The sequence below is a fragment of the Saccharopolyspora sp. NPDC002686 genome, from assembly GCF_040295745.1.
GTDB classification, from domain to species: Bacteria; Actinomycetota; Actinomycetes; order Mycobacteriales; family Pseudonocardiaceae; genus Saccharopolyspora; species Saccharopolyspora oryzae.
Window position 1 is genome coordinate 57159 of sequence record NZ_JBEOVY010000002.1, and the last position, 17595, is coordinate 74753.

Annotated in this window: 14 protein-coding genes and 1 pseudogene; 9 read left to right on the forward strand and 6 right to left on the reverse strand. The window is 70.4% G+C overall.

The window, feature by feature from the left end; all coding sequences use genetic code 11:
* Nucleotides 1-154 precede the first annotated feature (154 nt).
* On the forward strand, nucleotides 155-2650 hold the full coding sequence (locus ABTZ89_RS00720) for a M14 family zinc carboxypeptidase (protein WP_351038613.1): 2496 nt from the start codon (nucleotides 155-157) through the stop codon (nucleotides 2648-2650).
* 113 nt (nucleotides 2651-2763) lie between these two features.
* Nucleotides 2764-4335 (forward strand): alkaline phosphatase D family protein, encoded by a 1572-nt coding sequence (locus ABTZ89_RS00725; protein WP_351038615.1) that lies wholly within the window; start codon nucleotides 2764-2766, stop codon nucleotides 4333-4335.
* Nucleotides 4336-4382: 47 nt separating this feature from the next.
* On the opposite strand, the gene ABTZ89_RS00730 is transcribed toward ABTZ89_RS00725, so the two are convergent.
* Complete coding sequence (locus ABTZ89_RS00730; RefSeq protein ID WP_270946711.1) at nucleotides 4383-4871, reverse strand: SixA phosphatase family protein; 489 nt, start codon at nucleotides 4869-4871, stop codon at nucleotides 4383-4385.
* A gap of 162 nt (nucleotides 4872-5033) precedes the next feature.
* Here ABTZ89_RS00730 and ABTZ89_RS00735 point away from each other — a divergent pair, with 162 nt between their 5' ends.
* Nucleotides 5034-6680, forward strand: a complete 1647-nt coding sequence (locus tag ABTZ89_RS00735; RefSeq protein WP_351038617.1) for an acyl-CoA dehydrogenase family protein — start codon at nucleotides 5034-5036, stop codon at nucleotides 6678-6680.
* A 111-nt stretch (nucleotides 6681-6791) separates the two neighbouring features.
* Here the strand turns inward: ABTZ89_RS00735 and ABTZ89_RS00740 are convergent, their stop codons facing one another.
* Genes ABTZ89_RS00740 through ABTZ89_RS00750 form a run of 3 tightly spaced genes read right to left on the reverse strand, consistent with a single transcriptional unit; the run spans nucleotide 6792 to nucleotide 8250 of the window.
* Nucleotides 6792-7313 carry a GNAT family N-acetyltransferase gene (locus ABTZ89_RS00740; protein WP_351038619.1) on the reverse strand — a complete coding sequence of 174 codons (522 nt, stop codon included), beginning with the start codon at nucleotides 7311-7313 and terminating at the stop codon, nucleotides 6792-6794.
* Nucleotides 7310-7771 carry a GNAT family N-acetyltransferase gene (locus ABTZ89_RS00745; protein WP_351038621.1) on the reverse strand — a complete coding sequence of 154 codons (462 nt, stop codon included), beginning with the start codon at nucleotides 7769-7771 and terminating at the stop codon, nucleotides 7310-7312. The genes ABTZ89_RS00740 and ABTZ89_RS00745 overlap by 4 nt, the downstream gene beginning before the upstream one ends.
* Nucleotides 7768-8250 (reverse strand): GNAT family N-acetyltransferase, encoded by a 483-nt coding sequence (locus ABTZ89_RS00750; RefSeq protein ID WP_270946704.1) that lies wholly within the window; start codon nucleotides 8248-8250, stop codon nucleotides 7768-7770. Before ABTZ89_RS00750 ends, ABTZ89_RS00745 begins: the two co-directional genes overlap by 4 nt.
* Nucleotides 8251-8382: 132 nt before the next feature.
* On the opposite strand from ABTZ89_RS00750, the gene ABTZ89_RS00755 reads away from it, so the two are divergent.
* Nucleotides 8383-9147, forward strand: coding sequence for an SDR family NAD(P)-dependent oxidoreductase (locus ABTZ89_RS00755; protein ID WP_351038624.1), 765 nt, complete (start codon nucleotides 8383-8385; stop codon nucleotides 9145-9147).
* 130 nt (nucleotides 9148-9277) lie between these two features.
* Entirely contained in the window at nucleotides 9278-9493 is a 216-nt protein-coding gene (locus tag ABTZ89_RS00760) for a hypothetical protein (RefSeq protein WP_270946702.1), read from the forward strand.
* A gap of 9 nt (nucleotides 9494-9502) precedes the next feature.
* On the opposite strand, the gene ABTZ89_RS00765 is transcribed toward ABTZ89_RS00760, so the two are convergent.
* Nucleotides 9503-10900: an Nramp family divalent metal transporter gene (locus ABTZ89_RS00765; protein WP_270946701.1), complete on the reverse strand. Its 1398-nt coding sequence runs from the start codon at nucleotides 10898-10900 to the stop codon at nucleotides 9503-9505.
* Between the two features lie 165 nt (nucleotides 10901-11065).
* On the opposite strand from ABTZ89_RS00765, the gene ABTZ89_RS00770 reads away from it, so the two are divergent.
* The 3 genes from ABTZ89_RS00770 (at nucleotide 11066) to ABTZ89_RS00780 (ending at nucleotide 15378) form a co-directional block, all read left to right on the forward strand.
* Nucleotides 11066-11506 (forward strand): DUF4383 domain-containing protein, encoded by a 441-nt coding sequence (locus ABTZ89_RS00770; RefSeq protein WP_351038626.1) that lies wholly within the window; start codon nucleotides 11066-11068, stop codon nucleotides 11504-11506.
* Nucleotides 11507-11672: 166 nt separating this feature from the next.
* Entirely contained in the window at nucleotides 11673-12920 is a 1248-nt protein-coding gene (locus tag ABTZ89_RS00775; protein ID WP_351038628.1) for a hypothetical protein, read from the forward strand.
* Between the two features lie 94 nt (nucleotides 12921-13014).
* Complete coding sequence (locus ABTZ89_RS00780) at nucleotides 13015-15378, forward strand: xanthine dehydrogenase family protein molybdopterin-binding subunit (protein WP_351038630.1); 2364 nt, start codon at nucleotides 13015-13017, stop codon at nucleotides 15376-15378.
* Nucleotides 15379-15389: 11 nt separating this feature from the next.
* Here ABTZ89_RS00780 and ABTZ89_RS00785 read toward each other — a convergent pair.
* Nucleotides 15390-16175, reverse strand: a pseudogene (locus tag ABTZ89_RS00785) (glycoside hydrolase family 183 protein); the annotation flags it as partial.
* 92 nt (nucleotides 16176-16267) lie between these two features.
* Here ABTZ89_RS00785 and ABTZ89_RS00790 point away from each other — a divergent pair.
* Entirely contained in the window at nucleotides 16268-17548 is a 1281-nt protein-coding gene (locus tag ABTZ89_RS00790) for an aminodeoxychorismate synthase component I (RefSeq protein ID WP_270948625.1), read from the forward strand.
* Nucleotides 17549-17595 lie beyond the last annotated feature (47 nt).

The following is a 17595-nucleotide window of genomic DNA, read 5'->3' on the forward strand; positions in this document are numbered from 1 at the left end:
GTCATCCCGATTGAGCGGTTCTAGGCCTTGACGGGGTGAGCGACAGTTTCCGTTGACTCGTCCCCTTCGTCCCCGAACAGCGCTTGTTCCGCTGGTGACGGCGTGGTCAACTCGCTCGGCAATTCCGCACTCAGGGATGGGCGGTCTCATGGCGATGTTCGCGTTACGGGGCGCTGGTCGCTCGAAGTGGTTGACCGGCGCAGCCGCGCTGCTCGTGTCCTTGCCGATGCTCGCGGTACCCCAGGCGGCCGCGGCGCCGTCGTGCGACCCGTTCACCCCACCAGCGGTGGACGATTCGGTGCCGACGGCGCGCGACGTCCTGGGCATCGACCTCGGCGAGCGGGAGGTCACCTCGGAGGAGTCCGACACCTACCTCCAGGCCCTCGCCGACAAGAGCCCGAAGGTCGTCGACGGCACGCTGGCCACTTCGGTGGAGGGGCGTCCGCTGCACTACGCGGTGGTCGGCCAGGAGAAGTGGGTGAATCCTGGAGCGCTGCAGAACATCGGCAAGCAGCTCAACGCGTTGCGCGACCCGAAGACGCCGGAGCCCGTCGCGCAGCAGATCGTCCGCGACACCCCAGCCGTCCTGTGGCTCGGCGGGAACGTGCACGGCAACGAGGAGAGCGGCACGGACGCCGCGCTGCGCGTGCTCTACGAGCTGGCCGCCCGCACCGACTGCACCGCGCAGACGATCCTCGACAACGCCATCGTCGTGGTGCTGCCGACGCAGAACCCGGACGGGCGCGAGGCCGACACCCGCCGCAACGCCAACGGTTTCGACATGAACCGCGACTGGTTCGCCCGCACCCAGCCCGAGACCGAGGGCAAGCTGGAGAAGCTGCGCGAACTGCCGCCGCAGATGTTCATCGACGCCCACGAGATGGGCAGCAAGGGCTACTTCTTCCCGCCCAACGCCGACCCGGTCTACCACGACATCGGGGAAACACCGCTGACCTGGGTCTACGACGTGTACGGCCCGGCGATGCAGCAGGCCTTCGGCCGGTTCGGCATCCCGTACTTCAACGGCCGCTCCTACGACCTGATGTACCTCGGCTACGGCGACACCGTGCCGCTGACCGGCTTCAACGCGGCCGGGATGACCTTCGAGAAGAACTCCGAGGACCCGATTCCCCAGCGGCTCCAGGAGCAGTACACCGCGATCTGGTCGACGTTGATGGCCGCCGGTGCGCAGGACCAGCAGCTGCTCGCCGAGTGGCGCGCCGAGCACCTGGAGGCCAACCGGCAGGGCGCGGCCGGTGAGCTGGAACCGAACCAGCTGTACTGGAACGACGGCGAGATCACCAACCCGGTGCCCGACGTCAAGGTCAAGCACTACTTCCTGCGCACCGACGACCCGGCGAAGGTCGCCGAGGTGCAGCGCCTCGCGCGGCGGCTGCAGCGGATGGACGTCGACGTCTACCGGCTGACCACGCCGCTGGAGGTCCCGGACTACACCGAGTACGGGCGAGCCGAGCAGTCGACGACGCTCCCGGCCGGGACGTTGTGGATCCCGATGGCGCAGGGCCAGAAGCACTGGGTGCAGGCGATGCTCAACGAGAACAGCTACGTGCCGTTCCCGTACTTCTACGACGTCACGGCCTGGAGCGGCCCGTTGCTGGAGAACGTCAGCGGCGGACGTTCGGGCACCGACCTGCAACCGCGCGCGATGCCACTGCCGGAGCAGGCAGAACCGGCAGCGCGACCGGTCGCCGGCGCCCCGCGCACGGCGGTCTGGCAGATCTCCAACAGCGGCGCGGCGACCGAGTCGTCGGGCTGGCTGCGCTGGTGGCTGGGCGATCAGAAGATGGACTTCGGTGACGTGGCCGCAGACCAGATCGCGGCCGGTGCGCTGGCCGACTACGACGTGCTGGTGGTCCCGAACGGTTCGGACCAGGAGGCCTTCGACTCGCTCGGCGAGCAGGGCCGGGCGGCGCTGACCGAGTGGGTCCGCAGCGGCGGAACGCTGATCGCGTTGCGGGACGCCTCGCGGCTGGCGACGCGCCTTGGGCTCACCTCGGCGACCTACGCCGAACCGACCTCCGACATCCCCGGCGCGCTCGTCCGGATGCAGGTCGACCCGGACAGCCCGTTGGCCGAGGGAGTGGGCGAGACCGCTTGGGCGATGTACGAGTACGACGCGGTGTGGTCGGCCCCGGCCGAGTCGTCGGTGGCGAACTTCCCCGCCGAAGGCGACCCGGACTGGTACATCTCCGGATTCGCGGCTGCTCCCGAGCAGCTGCACGGCAAGACCGCGGTCGTGGACGAAGCGTCCGGCAGCGGCCGGGTGGTGCTGTTCGGCTTCGACCCGAACTACCGCGCCTTCACCAACGGCACGGCGAAGCTGCTGCGCAACGCCATGACCGGACCGAAGCCGGCGAACGCGCCCCAGGCGGTCGCGAAGGCCGTCGAGGCGCCCAGCGCTGCAACGCCGGACCGGATGGTCCTCTCGGTGCGGCCGGCCGTCGCCGACCAGGTGCAGCGGCTGCTCGCCGAGCGCGGCGCGAACACCGAGGTGGTGCGCGGCGCGGACGTGGTGCGCTTCAAGGTCGACCTCGGCGGGATGAGCCCCGACGAGCACCCGTGGGCGCGCAGCGTCGCCGACCAGGTCGCCGGTTTCGGCCGCGAGGTGGTGGCGATCAGCTTGCCGTGACGGCGGCGTGGCCAGTTCCCGACGTTCACCGCCGCGACGGTCGTTCGTGATCTGCTCGATGCCCGTGATCGGCAGAATCCGGCCCGTTGTCCGATTCGCGGAAGGAGCAGTGAATGCCAGGGAAGTTCAATCGCCGCAAGGTGTTGGGCATCGGTGGTGCGAGCGCGGCCGCCGTCCTGCTGGGCACGGGAGCCTGGAGCAGTGCGGCGGCCGGCGTGCGGCTGCGCGGCGAGTACCCGTTCTCGCTGGGTGTGGCCTCCGGAGATCCGCTGCCCGGCGGAGTGGTGATCTGGACCCGGCTGGCCCCGGAACCGTTAGCGGCCGACGGTTCCGGGGGAATGCCGGCGAAACCGGTGCAGGTGCAGTACGAAGTCGCCACCGACGAGCGGTTCCGCGATGTGGTGCAGCGCGGTTCGGCCACCGCGACCCCGGAGCTCGGGCACTCCGTGCACGCCGAGATCTCCGGTCTGGAACCGGGCCGCGACTACTTCTACCGCTTCCGGGCCGCCGGCGAGCTGAGCCCCGTCGGCCGGACCAGGACCGCGCCCGCCGCTGCGGCCGCGCTGACTTCGCTGTCCTTCGCCTTCGCGTCCTGCCAGAACTGGAGCGCGGGCTTCTTCACCCCCTACGAGCACCTGGCCGCCGAGGACCTCGACTTCGTGGTGCACCTCGGCGACTACATCTACGAGTACGACCAGACGGACAACAAGCGGGGCATCGCGCTGGGCTCGGAGTTCAAGTCGGAGACCCAGACCCTGGACCGCTACCGCCTGCAGTACTCGCTGTTCAAGACCGATCCGAGCCTGCAGGCCGCGCACGCGGCGTTCCCGTGGATCACCACGATGGACGACCACGAGGTGGACAACAACTGGGCCGGTGACATCTCCCAGGACGACGACGATCCCGAGGTGTTCCGGAAGCGGCGGGCCGCGGCGTTCCAGGTGATGTACGAGAACCTGCCGCTGCGGCGCACCGCGCTGCCCGACGGCCCGCACGTGCGCCTGCACCGCCGGTTGGCGTTCGGCGACCTGGCCGACCTCACCATGATCGACACCCGGCAGTACCGCGACGACCAGCCCTGCGGTGACGGTTCGAAGTACGACTGCGACGAGCGGCTGGACCCGGACCGCACGATCCTCGGCGAGCAGCAGCGGCAGTGGCTGCTGGACGGCTTCTCCGGGAGCCGTTCGCGCTGGCAGATCATCGGCAACCAGGCCCCGATGGGCGAGACCGATCTCGACGCGGGCCCGGAGAAGAAGCTGTTCATGGACCCGTGGGACGGCTACGTGGCGGAACGCAACGCGGTGCTGGCGGGCGCGACCGAGCGCGGGGTGCGCAACCTGGTGGTGATCACCGGTGACCGGCACCAGAACTACGCCTGGGACCTCAAGAGCGACTTCGAGGACGCCGCCTCGCCCACGGTGGCCAGCGAGTTCGTCGGCACGTCGATCACCAGCGGCGGAGACGGCGCGGACATGACCGACGAGGGCCGAACGATGCTCGCGGCCAACCCGCACATGAAGTTCTTCAACTCCCAGCGCGGTTACGTCCGCTGCACCCTGACACCGGAGCTCTGGCGCAGCGACTACCGGGTGGTCCCGTTCGTCGAACGCCCCGGCGCGGAGATCTCGACCCGCGCCACCTACGTGGTCGAAGACCGCCACCCCGGGGTCAAACCAGCCTGACCCGTTCCCGCCACCGGCGCTTCTTCAGGCCGGTGGCGGGGTCGGCTTCAGCCCCGCGGTTTGGCGAACTCGACTGCGGTGGCGCAGTTCTCGCCGATGGCCGACCACGGGTTCGGCGTGCTCAGGACCGCGATCGCTGCGGTCTTGAGCACCGCGGGTTCTCCGGTGAGCAGGCTGACCAGGTCCTCCAGGCCGGGGTTGTGGCCGATGACGGCTGCGGTCATGACCGTCGGCGGGATCTCGTGGATGACCGACAGGAGTTCGCGGGCCGAGGCGACGTAGATCCGGTCGTCGTACTTCAGCTTCGGTTCGGCCGGGATCTCGGGTGCGGCCAGTTCCCAGGTCTGCCGGGCTCGGATCGCGGGGGAGCAGAGCACCAGCTCGATGGCCGCTGCGTGGTCGCGCAGCCAGTGGCCGACGGCCGGTGCGTCGCGGCGGCCGCGGGTGGCCAGCGGTCGGTCGAAGTCGTCGGCGTCGTCCGGCCAGGCCGATTTCGCGTGCCGGATCAGCACCAGCTTCCGCTGCGCGTCCACCATGTCCCACCCCACCCGCTCGCCGAGGTTCCCACCACACGGTAGAGGGCGGACCGGGCCGGCGCCTGCTTCCGGATCGCGGAGGGGATTGAGTCGGTGGGAGTCTCAGCGGGGGGACGATTCGGTATTGGACAGCTCAGGACGGGCGGTGGAAACGTGCTGGGCATGAACTTCGCCGATGCCGATCCAGCTCTGCGCCCGCTGCTCGCCCGGTACGTCGACTCGATGGAGCGGGTGGAACCCGTGCTGCGCGACGTCGGCGCGGTCGCGGCCGGGGAGCTGGACGAGCTGGCCGCGGTCGCGGAGGTCAACCCGCCGCAGCTGCGCCAGTACGACGCCGCGGGCGAGCGGGTCGACGAAGTGGTCTACCACCCGGCCTACACCGGGATGTCGCGGTTGGCGTTCGAGCGGTTCGGGTTCGCCGCGATGTCGCACCGCCCGGGCGTGCACGGCTGGCCGACCGCGGTGCCGCACGTGGTCAAGTACGGCCTGTCGTACGTGTTCGTGCAGGCCGAGTTCGGCTTGTTCTGCCCGGTTTCGATGACCGACTCGGCGGCCCGGGTGCTGCGCCGCTTCGGCGACCAGTCGCTGTTCGCCCGCGAGATCGACGGGTTGAGCTCGCCGGACTTCGACTCGCTGCTGACCGGTGCGATGTTCATGACCGAGAAGCAGGGCGGCAGCGACGTCGGCCGCACCGCCACCGAGGCCACCCCGAACGGTTCGCATTGGACGCTGCGCGGCCAGAAGTGGTTCGCCTCCAACGTGTCCGCCGACGTGATCCTCACCCTGGCCCGGGTTCCGGGCGGCCCGGAGGGAACCAAGGGGCTCGGGATGTTCATGGTGCCGAGGCTGCGCCCGGACGGCAGCCGCAACACCTACCGGATCGACCGGCTCAAGGACAAGATGGGCAGCCGCTCGATGGCCAGCGGCGAGGTGACGCTGGAGGACTGCTACGCGCTGCCCGTCGGCGACCTGTCCCGCGGATTCCTGCAGATGGCCGAGATGGTCAACGTGTCGCGCCTGTCCAACGCCATGCGAGCGGTGGCGCTGATGCGGCGCGCGCTGAACGAGTCGGTCGCGCACACCCGCCAGCGGGTGGCCTTCGGCAAACCGCTCTTCGACCAGCCGCTGATGCGCAAAACCCTGCTGTCGATGCTGCTGCACGCCGAAGCAGGCCTCGGATTCGTGCTGGAAGCCGCCGCCGCGCTCGACCGCGCCGACGCCGGCGACCCCGAAGCGCGCCGGCTGATCCGCGTCCTGACCCCGCTGGGCAAGTACCACCTGTGCAAGAAGGCGCGCGTGGTGACCGGCGAGGCGATGGAGATCCGCGGCGGCAACGGCTACATCGAGGACTGGATCAACCCCAGGCTCGTGCGCGACGCCCACCTGGGCTCGATCTGGGAGGGCTCCAGCAACGTGATCGCCCTCGACGTCCTGCGCTGCATCCGAAAGGACAACGCCCACGAGCTGCTCGCCGACACCGCCCAGCAGCGGCTGGAACGCATCACCGACCCGGACGTAGCGGCCGGAGCCGAGCCGCTGATGTCCGAAGTGGACAGGATCCGGTCCCTCGGCAAGTCCCTGCTGGCCGAGAGCGACGACTACGCCCAGGCGATGTGCGGGGAGTTCACCGACCTGGCTGCCCAGACCACGATGGCGGCGCTGCTCTTCGAACAAGCCGACCACGAAGCCCGAACCGGCCTCGGCCGCCGGAAGCTGGTGGTGGCCAACACCTACCTCCACCACGTCCTCCGAACCACCGACCCGGTCCCAGAAGCCCTGCGCCACCTGGACGAACTCGTCGACGGTTGAGCAGCGGTCAGTCCTGGACGAGGACCGGCGACTGCGCGGCCAGCACGTCGGGGGCGTCGCCCGTAGTGCCGGTAGTGCCGGGCGAAAGCTTCCACTGCTGACGGCAGGAGATCAGGTCGTGAGCGGCAATCGCCAGACGAGTTCTCCGTCGTGGGTGTCGCCGGTGGGTTCCAGGCCTGACGCCGCTGCGACCGCTGCGGAGGCTTGGTGGTCCGGGTGGACGTGGGCGATGACGCAGCGCACCGGCAGTCGGCGGAGCCAGTCGACCAGGGCGAGCGCCGCTTCCTTCGCGATACCGCGCTTCTGCCAGGGCGTTCCCACCATCCAGGCGATCTGGGCCGCCGGGCCGGGGTAGCCGGGGATGATCGTCGCCTGCACCGCGCCGACGAGGCAGTCCTCCGCGCGCAGGCGGATCACCCAGTTGCACCACGACACCTCCGGATCCGGCGAACCCGCCAGCATCCGCTCGTATCGGGCGCGCAGTTCGGTCGCGGTGAGCGGGACACCGCCGATGAAGTCGTAGAGCTCCGGAGCGGCGAGCACTTCGGACATCTCCTCGGCGTGATCGGCGCGCAGCGGTTCCAGGGTGAGCCGGTCGGTTCGGAGCACCGGTGGTGCGACGCGTCCCTTCATCCCAGGTCCTTTCGGAAGTGGATCAGCTCGTAGCGACCGGCCGAGGTCCGGTGCGTTTCCCGGTAGCCCAGGTGCTGGTAGAGGCGCAGGTTCGAGGTGCTGTGTTCGCCGGTGAACAGCTCGATCGCGGTGATCCTCGGCGGGAGGTGCTGCTCGACGTGCGCCAGCAGGGCGGTGCCCAGACCCCGGCGCTGGCAGTCCGGCGCGACCACCAGCCGACCGAGCGCGGCCGTGGTCTCGCCCAGCTCCACGCGGACCGCGGAGACCAGGCGTCCCGACTCGCGGACACCCCATGCCCGGCAGTCCGGCCGGGCGAGGGCGGCGCGGACGTCGTCGAGGCTCTCCACCAGCGGCGGCAGCCGGAAGTCGTCGTGCGCCTGCGCTTCGGGGACGTATGCAGCGCGCTGCAACGTCAGCACCTCGCCCGCGTCGGCGGTCGTCAGCGGATGCGGGGTCACCCCAGGACCTTCTCGAACCAGTGCTCTGCGTAAGGACCGTTGTTGAAGGCGGGGATCTCCTGGTACCCGTGCTTGGCGTAGAGGCCTCGCGCCTCCACCAGGTCGTTGCGGGTGTCCAGGCGAATCGCGCGGTAGCCCAGATCCCGGGCGTGCTCCTCGACCGCGGCGAGGAGCCGGGCGCCGGCGCCGAGCCCGCGCGCCTGCGGCCTGACGTACATCCGCTTCAGCTCCGCGACACCGGGTTCGAGCTCGCGGATGCCGACGCACCCCGCTGGTTCGGTTCCTTCGCGGGCCACCAGGAACACACCGGTGGGCGGGTGCAGGCCCTTGTTGGGGTCCTCGGCGATCGCAGCATCCACCTCGGCGTCGGTCGCGGGACGACCGTAGTACCGACTGGCCATCTCGTCGGTGTACTCGCGCAGCAAGCGGACCACGGCGGGCTGGTCCACTCCGGTGGGCTCGATGCTCAGGTTGTTCACCCGTCGATTCTCACCCGGCTGTCCACCGGATATAGGCCGAACCTTCAGCTCCGTTCGCGAACCGGACTTTGACCGCTGCCGCGCGGCGTGCCTTGAATTGGCCGAGCACATCGGTGTGGAAGGGATCTGCGCATGCGTCTGGAAGGCATTTCAGCAGCGGTGACCGGCGGCGCGTCCGGTCTGGGACTGGCGACCGCTCGGAAGTTGGTCAAGGCCGGTGCGGGGGTCACCATCATCGACCTGCCCACCTCGCAGGGGGCTGAAGTCGCCTCCGAACTCGGTGAATCCGCCCGCTTCGAGGCCGCCGACATCACCGACGTGGAGCAGTTCGAGGCCGCCCTGGACGCTGCCGAGGAGGCCGGTCCGCTGCGCGCGCTGGTGCACTGCGCCGGTCGCGGGGCACGCATCAGGCTGGTCGAGAAGGACGGCCGGCCCGGAGCGCTGGAGCCCTTCGAGGACGTCATCCAGCTGAACCTGATCGGCTCGTACAACGCGCTGCGCTTGGGCGCCGCGCGGATGGCCAAGCACGACGCCGTCGACGACGAGCGCGGAGCGATCGTGCTGACCGCGTCGGTGGCCGCGTTCGAGGGGCAGATCGGGCAGATCGCCTACACCGCGTCGAAGGCGGGCATCGTCGGCATGACGCTGTGCGCGGCGCGCGACCTGGCGAGCAAGGCGATCCGGGTGTGCACCATCGCGCCGGGCATCATGGACACCCCGCTGCTGGGGCGCCTGCGCGAAGACGTCCGCAAGTCGCTCGAGGACTCGGTGCCCAGCCCCAAGCGGCTCGGCGACCCGGCCGAGTTCGGCGCACTGGCCTGCAACATCCTCGAGAACCCCTACCTCAACGGTGAGACCATCCGCCTCGACGGTGCGATCCGGATGGCGCCGCGCTGACCTGATCACCGGGCCGGGCCGGGGTCTTTAGGCCCGGTGCCCGGTGATGTGCCGGTTTGTAGGGTGGAAGTGTCTTCGTCACCGACTCATCGATCGGAGGCGGAACGAGATGCGTTCCACCTTGCGGGGCTTGGCCGGTTTCGCGTTGGTGGTGCCCTTGTTGCTCGGCGCCCCCGCACTGGCCTCCGCCACGCCGCTCGAATTGCACGCACAGGTTCCGGCGAACTGCACCAACATGAACGACTCGGTCTGCCAACCGGGGAACACGGTGATCGGGCACAACACGCACCACCAGTCGACTCAGCACGAGAACGCGAGCGAGCATCCGCACCACGGCCACAAGTGACGTTGCCGGTCAGTCGATTACGCCGAAGACGCTCACCAGGGAGTAGACGCCCAGCAGGCTGATCGCGACGCTGCTCACCACCAGCAGGGTGTTGAACGCCCGTGAGCCGTGCAGGCGCTTGTCGACCTGCGTGTTGCGCAGGTACCAGGTCGCCACCACCACCGCGGGCAGGAAGATCCCGGTCATGATGCCGCCGATCTGCACCATGACCACCGGTGAGTTGATGAACAGGTAGGTCGCGCCCCACACGATCGGCAGCCCGACCGTGAAACCGCGGATCCACTTCTGGCGGGACCGCGCGTCCGACCAGTCCAGCACGCCCAACGTCGCCAGCACGTTGACGTACATCCGCGACCAGCTCGGGATCGCCGCCCACAGGGTCGAGCCGAGCACCGCGATCGCGCCGATGAGGAACCCGACCGCAGCCCACTCGCCGATCACGTCGGTGTACATCTGCGACAGGGTGGTGATCATCGCGTTGCCCTCGAGCACCAGCCCCTGCGGGTGGAGCACCGCCGCGCCCATCACGAAGAAGGCCAGGGTGCTGAAGGTGTAGATCACCCAGGACAGGAAGACGTCCTTGTACATCACGCGGATCCAGCCCTGGGCGCGCCGCTGCCAGTCCTCGCTGCCGTCGTTCGGCCCGACCCAGCGGGCGTAGCCCTTCTCGACGCACCAGTACGTGTAGAACGTGATCTCGTCGGCGCCGACGCCGGTGATGCCGAACATCGCCACCGCCGCTCCGATCGCGCCGACCGGGATGGTGAAGGTCAGGCCGGACAGCAGGTCGCCGCCGCCGTAGCCGAACGGCGTGAACGGCAGGCCGAGCGCGATCACCACGGTCGCCACCGAGAAGACGGCGACCAGCGCGAAGGCGCCGCGCTCGATGAGGCTGTAGTTGTTGGAGTACAGCAGCGCGATGCTGCCGGCGACCAGGATCGTCGTCCACACCGCCAGCGAGGTGAAGCCGAGCGGATCTCCGCCGACCGGCACCAGCATGCTCAGCGAGACCGCCGTGCCGCCGATGATCCCGCCGACCTGCAGCAGCTTGGACAGCGCCATCAGCATCCACAGCAGGTTGATCCAGCCGATCCGGCCGATCTTCGGCGGCACCTCGTTGTAGCCGGTCAGGGCGGGCTTGCCGGTGATGATCGTCCAGCGGGCGAGCTCGGCCTGCACGGCCACCTTCACCGCGGTGGACAGGATCACCATCCACAGCAGGGCGAAACCGACTTCGGCGCCCAGCGCGGTGGTGGCGATCAGCTCGCCGGAGCCGACGATGGAGGCGCTGACGATGAGTCCGGGGCCGAGGTAGCGAAGGCTGGACTTCCAGCCGCGCGGTGGTTCTTTGATCCCGTCCGCGGTGAGGAGGTAGGGGTCGTCGCTGGTCGCGTTGGGCGCACCCATCTGGCACTCCTTCGTGCAGGCTGGGCATTTTCACATCTGTGAACGAAATGCGATGGACGTGAAAACTACAGTCGCGGACAGGGCCGGTCAACGGGCAGCGCGACAGGTTTTCGATCGCCGCGCGGCGGGCATCTCGGAAGCGCAGTCGTGTGCCCGGAGGTGCGGATGGATCCTCGCCGGTGGTCGCCGAAGGCGGGCTGGCAACTGCTGCTCGCCGCGGAAGGACTGCTGCTGATCGCGCTCGGCCTGCTGGGGCTGGCCAACGCCGGCTGGCACGCATCGGGTGATGTCCCGGTGCTCCTCGTCTTCCAGCTCAACACCGCGCACAGCCTGCTGCTGCTCAGCTTCGGCGCGGTCGCGGTGCTCGCCGCCCCGTGGCGCCGCTGCGCAGTGCTGTGCGCGACGGTGCAGACGGTCGGCGGGGTGCTGCTGTTCGTCTACGGGACCGCGGAAAGCACGCTGGACAAGGGAAGAACGCCGCTCCTGCTCGGCCCGGCGGAGAACTTCCTGCACGCGGGGCTTGCGGTGCTGGGCTTCGTGATCCTCTGCGGACTGGAATCGATGCCGAGACCGACCCACCGGCGGCGCATGGTCCCCCGGCACTGAGCGCACCGCTCCGAACGGCGTGCAGAAGGGACGGTGGGGTCGTTGGGTGCCAGGACGTGCAGCAGCTTCGTTCGATTCCGCGACCGGGATGCTCCGGGCGTTGTCGCGCTACCTCGCGGGACGGGACATCCCCGCGATTGGCCAGGCGCCGAGAGCGTTGGAACCGGTGCGAGGCGCCGTGCTGTCCGGGGTCAACCGGCTGCCACCGCGATGGGCGGGCCGGATCTACGCGGCCAGCGGCGTGAGCGAGGCGTTGCCACCCACGCGCTTGGGCGAGGTCGATTCCGATCGGCTCGCGTCCTGGGTCGTCGACCACTACCCGCGCCGCCGGTACCCGGTGGTGTTCATCGGCTCCTCGAACGGAGCGCTGGTGCACCTGGCCGCGGCCTTAGGAGCACCGTGGTTGCCGCAAACCCTCCTGATCCCGGTGCGGCGGCGCGGTGTGGACCGCGACGACCCGCAAGCGGAGATGGAGTGCGGGCGCGCTCCGGCCGCCAGGTTGCTGGCGGCGAACCCGGACCTCGTGCTGCACCACATGCACGACCCGAACCAGGACCGGCTGATGATCGCCGGGATGTCCTACTTCCGCGTCAAGTGGCGGCGGTTGCCGGACGCCTACCGCCGGTTCTCGCGCGACCACCTGGAGTCCGGCGGTGTGGTGGTGTCGGTCGAGTGCGGCCTGTCCTGGCCGGTGACCCGGCTCGGGCCGCGCCACGTCTTCCAGTTCGGTGCCCTCGGCGGGGCGTCCGCGGCCGAGTACCACGCCGGCGGTCCGCGCGTGGCCGACCTGCTGCGCCGCTACGGCGCGGAGCTCAGCACCTGGCGTCCGCCGGAACCCGACGAGCAGGCACCGGAAGCCGAGTGGGGCTTCGAGCCGGAGCTGCTGGCGGACCTGGACGAGGCCGCCCAGCAGCACCGCTTCTCGTTGCGGCGCATGAAGTTCGACCACCCCGAGCAGTTGAGTCCGTTGGTCGCCGACCAGTACCGGGCCTGGTACGCGCAGCGCGGCCTGCCCACCGGTCGGCTGCTGGTGGAGTCCTTCCTGCTGCTGGAACCCTGGTGGACCCTGCGCACCGGATCGGTGCCGTTCTGGATGGCTTTCAACACCGAGGGATCGCACCGCGCCCTCCGCGACTACCTCGACACCCGGACCTTCGACGAGATCAGGCTGATGCTCTTCTCGCACGGCACCGAGTCGATCGGGCTGATGGGCATCGAGGGCTGGCAGGAGCTGGTGGCGCGGGCGCAGCAGCGGGGGACGCTGCTCGGCGTGGACCGGCGGGCGTTCCCGCGGGACTTCGCCGGTCTGGTCCGCGCGCACCGGGAACTGAGCGAGGTCCGGCCGTGCTGGGAACTGCCGACGCCGCACCGCCTGGCCGAGGTGGAACCGTCGTTGTGGGAGCGCATCGGGTGAGCGCGGGAATTTCGCCGGCCCGCCGTGCGTTGATCCACTCCCGCAACCACAATTTTCGCTGCTTCGCGACGGCGTGACGGATAGGGTTTCGCACATGGTGGGTTCATTGCTGGGGACCGAGGTCCAACGGGTCGAGGACCCGGAACTGCTCCGCGGTCGGGGCACCTACGTCGGCAACCTGAACATCGACGGCGCGCTGCACCTCGGATTCGTCCGCTCGCCGGTCGCGCACGCCGAGATCACCGGCGTCGACGTCGCGGCGGCCGCCGACGCACCGGGCATCGTCGGTGCTTTCGCCGCGGCCGACCTCGACGTCCCGATCCCGCCGCCGTTCGTCGAGCTCAACCCGAACTGCGCGCGTCCGCCGCTGGCCACCGACCGGGTGCGCTTCGTGGGCGAGCCCGTCGCGGTGATCGTGGGGGAGAGCGCCGCCGCGGTGGCCGACGCGATCGAACTGGTCGACGTCGACTACGAGGAGCTGCCCGCCGTCGCCGACCCGGAGCAGGCGCTGGCCCCGGACGCCGAACAGCAGTTCCCGGAACTCGGGTCGAACGTGGCCGGCGGGTTCCGCGACCCGGCCGGTGCCGATGTGCTCGCCGACGCCGAAGTGGTGGTGCGCGCCCGCATCGAGAACCAGCGCGTCGCGGTGGTGCCGCTGGAGGGCAACGCGATCGCGGTGGAACCCGGCGGCCCGGACCAGGACTACGACGTCACGGTGCACGTGTCCACCCAGATGCCGCACGGGTTGCGGGACGGGCTGGCCAAGACGTTCGGCTGGGAACCGGAGCGGGTGCGGACGATCTCCCCGCACGTCGGCGGCGGTTTCGGCGGCAAGGCCGGAGCGATCTCCGAGCACGCGGTCGCCGTCGCGGTCGCGCTGCGCCTGGGCCGTCCGGTCCGATGGGTGGAAACGCGCTCGGAGAACATGCAGGGCATGCCGCACGGTCGTGCCCAGGTGCAGTTCGCGGAACTGGGCCTGCGCCGCGACGGCACCATCACCGGGCTGCGCTGCCGCGTGATCGGTGACGGCGGTGCCTACGCCGGTTTCGGCGGGGCTCTCGCGCTGAGCTCGACGCGGATGATGGCGCAGGGCGTCTACGACATCCCGAAGATCAGCTACGACGGCGTGGCGGTGCTGACCAACACGACCCCGGTCGGCGCGTTCCGCGGTGCTGGACGGCCGGAGGCCGCCGCGATGCTGGAGCGGATGGTCGACCTGGCCGCCGCGGAGCTGGAGATGGACCCGGTTGCGTTGCGGCGCAAGAACTTCCTCGTCCCGGAGTCGTTCCCGCACAAGACGCTGCTCGGTGCCACCTACGACAGCGGCGACTACGCGCTGCCCTACGACGAGGCCCTGCGCCTGGCTGACTACGAGGCGCTGCGCGCTGAGCAGGCCCGGCGCATCGAAGCCGGGGAGAAGGTGCTGCTCGGCATCGGGACCAGCGCCTACGTGGAGATCACCGGCGGTGGTTCGGGTGAGTACGCCGAGGTCGAGGTGCACGAGCACGGCGCCCGGATCAAGGTCGGGACCTCCGCGCACGGCCAGGGGCACGCGACCTCGTTCGCGATGATCGTGTCCGACACCCTGGGCATCCCGATGGAGGACATCGAGTTCATCCAGTCCGACACCGCCGAAGTGCCGCGCGGTGGTGGCACCGGCGGGTCGCGGTCGCTGCAGATCGCCGGAAGCGCGGTGCAGGAGGCCGGTGGCGAGGTGCTGCGCAAGGCCAAGGAACTGGCCGCGGCCCGGCTCGAGGCCTCCGTCGACGACATCGAGCTGACCGACGGCGGGGAGCTGGGCGTGGCCGGGGTGCCCAGCGCGACCATCGCCTGGGCGGAACTGGCCCGCGCTGCGGCCGAGGACGGCGAGCGGTTGGTAGCGAACATCGACTTCGCGCCCGGTGGTGCGACGTTCCCGTTCGGCGCGCACGTCTCGGTGGTCGAGGTGGACGTGGAGACCGGTTTCGTCCGCCCGCTGCGGCACATCGCGGTGGACGACTGCGGCCGGATCATCAACCCGATGCTGGTGCGCGGACAGCAGCACGGCGGTGCGGCGCAGGGCATCGCCCAGGCGCTGTGGGAGCAGGTGACCTTCGACGCGGAGGGCAACCCGGAGACCGGTACCCTCGCCGACTACACCATCCCGTCGGCGGCGGACCTGCCCTCGTTCGAGGTGACCAACACCGAGACCCCGAGCCCGCTGAACCCGTTGGGCGCCAAGGGAATCGGCGAGTCGGCGACGGTCGGTTCGACGCCGGCGGTGCAGAACGCGGTGGTCGACGCGGTCAAGCACCTCGGAGTCCGCCACATCGACATGCCGACGACCCCGGAACGCGTCTGGCAGGCCATCCAGGACGGCGCCTCGGCGACGTACTGGCAGGAACCGCCGGCGGCCTTCGCGACCCTTCCGGTGCGGGACGACAGCACCCCGGAAGACGCCGAAGAAGCAGTCGTCTGACACTCCCCGAAGTAGCTGTTGAACTGCACGGACAGCTCTGCGACCGGGGCGCTGAGCACCGGTTCGGCGGCGTACGCGTCGCTGCTCCAGCCGGTGCCGGTCCAGTACTCGTACGCCGCCGGTTCCAGCAGGCCGTCGGCGTCGACGCGCGCCAGGTGCCCGGCGCCGAACCGCCCGCTCGGCGTGCCGAGGAGGTGCACGCGGCCGTCCACGACCCCGGCGAAGCCGATCATCTGGAACGGGTGGCCGCCCGGGTTCCGCCGCCGCAAGCGGCTCCACCAGCGCTGGCCGCGGTTCGGCCAGACCGCCGTCGTCGACTTCGCCCAGGTCAGCCCGCCGTCGTCGGAGTAGGCCAGCGCGCCGTAGTTGGTGTGCCACACGCCCGGCATCCCCCAGCGGCGCACGGACATGTAGTGCAGGTAGTTGCGGCCGCCGACGGCGATGCCGGCGGTCGGGATGACGGTGTGCTCGCGGCAGCCGGGGTCGCCGGGCAGGCACTGACCAGCGGTTCCGTCGTCGCGCGGGAAGACCCAGTCGAACTTCAGCCCGGCGTCGAGATCGGTGTTGGTGGACCGGGCGATGACGTTGAACCGCCAGTCGGCGTGCCTGGGCCCGGCGCCGTGCCCGCCCCAGCCCTCGCCGTAGGTGTCGCCGAACGCGACCAGCACCCCGCCCCGCCCGTCGTCCCACAAGATCCCCAGGTCAGTGGCGGTGATCCCGAACCGGCTGGCGGTGCGGTTGACCGAATCCTCGCCGGTGATCCGGGTGAGCCTCGTCGCACCCAACACGCGCACCATGCCGACACCGTACGCGGAGATGATGTTTCCGCAGGCCAGGAAGGCTGTTGGCGGCCGTGGGCCTTGATGTCGGGCAGGGCCATACTGGCGCCGTGCCCGTCCTCACCCAGCCGATCGACGGGACGGCGAGTGCCGAGCAGGTGCTGCGCCGTCTCGCGGTTCGCGCGCGCCGCCGCGGACTGCCTCCGCCCGCCGCGCTGACCGGCGACTGGTTCGGCGGCTCCGCCGTCCTCGCACCGTCGGTGCGGATCGACGCCGTCCCGCCCGAGCGCGCCTTCACGACGTTGGACACCGCTGCGACGTCCGCCGAGCCCGGCACGGTCGGCGGCGGCTGGATCGGCTACCTCGGTTACGGGCTCACCGATCCCGGCCAGCACCTGCACCCCCGCCGGCTGCCGACGGCCGCGTGGGGGTGGGCCGATCACGTGCTCCGGCGCGACTCGAGCGGGCAGTGGTGGTTCGAGGCGCTGGGCGGGGTTCCGCCCGAGCTGATCGCCGAGCTCGCCGACCTGGTCCGCGCGGAGGACCCGCCGCCTGCCGGGTGGACGGCCGGGCCGGTGCGGGGCCCGGATCCCGACGAGCACGGCAAGGCCGTTCTGGGCTGCGTCGAGGCGATCGGCGCGGGCGAGATCTTCCAGGCCAACATCTGCAGCCGCTTCGAGGTGCCGTTCGAGGGCGATCCGCTGGAGGTGTTCGCCGAGGGCAGTTCGCGTTTCCGGCCGGCGCGGGCGGCGTACGTGGCCGGGCGGTGGGGCGCGATCGCGTCGCTGTCCCCCGAGCTGTTCCTGACCCGGCGCGGGCGCGTGGTGCACTCCAGCCCGATCAAGGGCACGCTGCCGCGCCGCGGCCCGCAGGACGACGGCAACGCCGACCTGCTGCGTTCGTCCGCGAAGGACATCGCGGAGAACGTGATGATCGTGGACATGGCGCGCAACGACCTGGGCCGCGTCGCCGAGGTCGGGCGGGTCACCGTGCCGCGGCTGCTGGACGTGCAACCGCACCCGGGCGTGTGGCACCTGGTTTCGGACGTGCGGGCGGAAGTCCCCGAAGACCTGCCGAACTCGGAGCTGCTGGCGGCGACGTTCCCGCCCGCCTCGGTGACGGGTGCGCCGAAGGTGCGGGCGCTGGAGATCATCGCCGAGCTGGAGTCGCAGCCGCGCGACGTCTACTGCGGCGCGGTCGGCATGTTCTCGCCGGTCGCGGGCCTGGAGCTCAACGTGGCCATCCGAACCCTGGAGCACGCCGACGGGCTGTTCCACCTGGGCGTCGGCGGCGGGATCACCGCGGACTCGGACCCGAACCTCGAATGGCGCGAAGTCCTCGCCAAAGCCGCACCCGCCCTGGCCCTCCTCACCCCGGACGACCGCCCCTAGCTCCGTCACCCGACGCAAATTCAATGGAAATCGGAGGTCCGATTTCC

Excerpts from the sequence above, each read along its gene's own strand:
- ABTZ89_RS00740 (WP_351038619.1), bottom strand. The coding sequence starts at position 7,313 with ATGAAGGGACGCGTCGCACCACCGGTGCTCCGAACCGACCGGCTCACC.
- ABTZ89_RS00765 (WP_270946701.1), bottom strand. The coding sequence starts at position 10,900 with ATGGGTGCGCCCAACGCGACCAGCGACGACCCCTACCTCCTCACCGCG.
- ABTZ89_RS00720 (WP_351038613.1), top strand. The coding sequence starts at position 155 with ATGTTCGCGTTACGGGGCGCTGGTCGCTCGAAGTGGTTGACCGGCGCA.
- ABTZ89_RS00725 (WP_351038615.1), top strand. The coding sequence starts at position 2,764 with ATGCCAGGGAAGTTCAATCGCCGCAAGGTGTTGGGCATCGGTGGTGCG.
- ABTZ89_RS00730 (WP_270946711.1), bottom strand. The coding sequence starts at position 4,871 with ATGGTGGACGCGCAGCGGAAGCTGGTGCTGATCCGGCACGCGAAATCG.
- ABTZ89_RS00780 (WP_351038630.1), top strand. The coding sequence starts at position 13,015 with ATGGTGGGTTCATTGCTGGGGACCGAGGTCCAACGGGTCGAGGACCCG.
- ABTZ89_RS00770 (WP_351038626.1), top strand. The coding sequence starts at position 11,066 with ATGGATCCTCGCCGGTGGTCGCCGAAGGCGGGCTGGCAACTGCTGCTC.
- ABTZ89_RS00735 (WP_351038617.1), top strand. The coding sequence starts at position 5,034 with ATGAACTTCGCCGATGCCGATCCAGCTCTGCGCCCGCTGCTCGCCCGG.
- ABTZ89_RS00755 (WP_351038624.1), top strand. The coding sequence starts at position 8,383 with ATGCGTCTGGAAGGCATTTCAGCAGCGGTGACCGGCGGCGCGTCCGGT.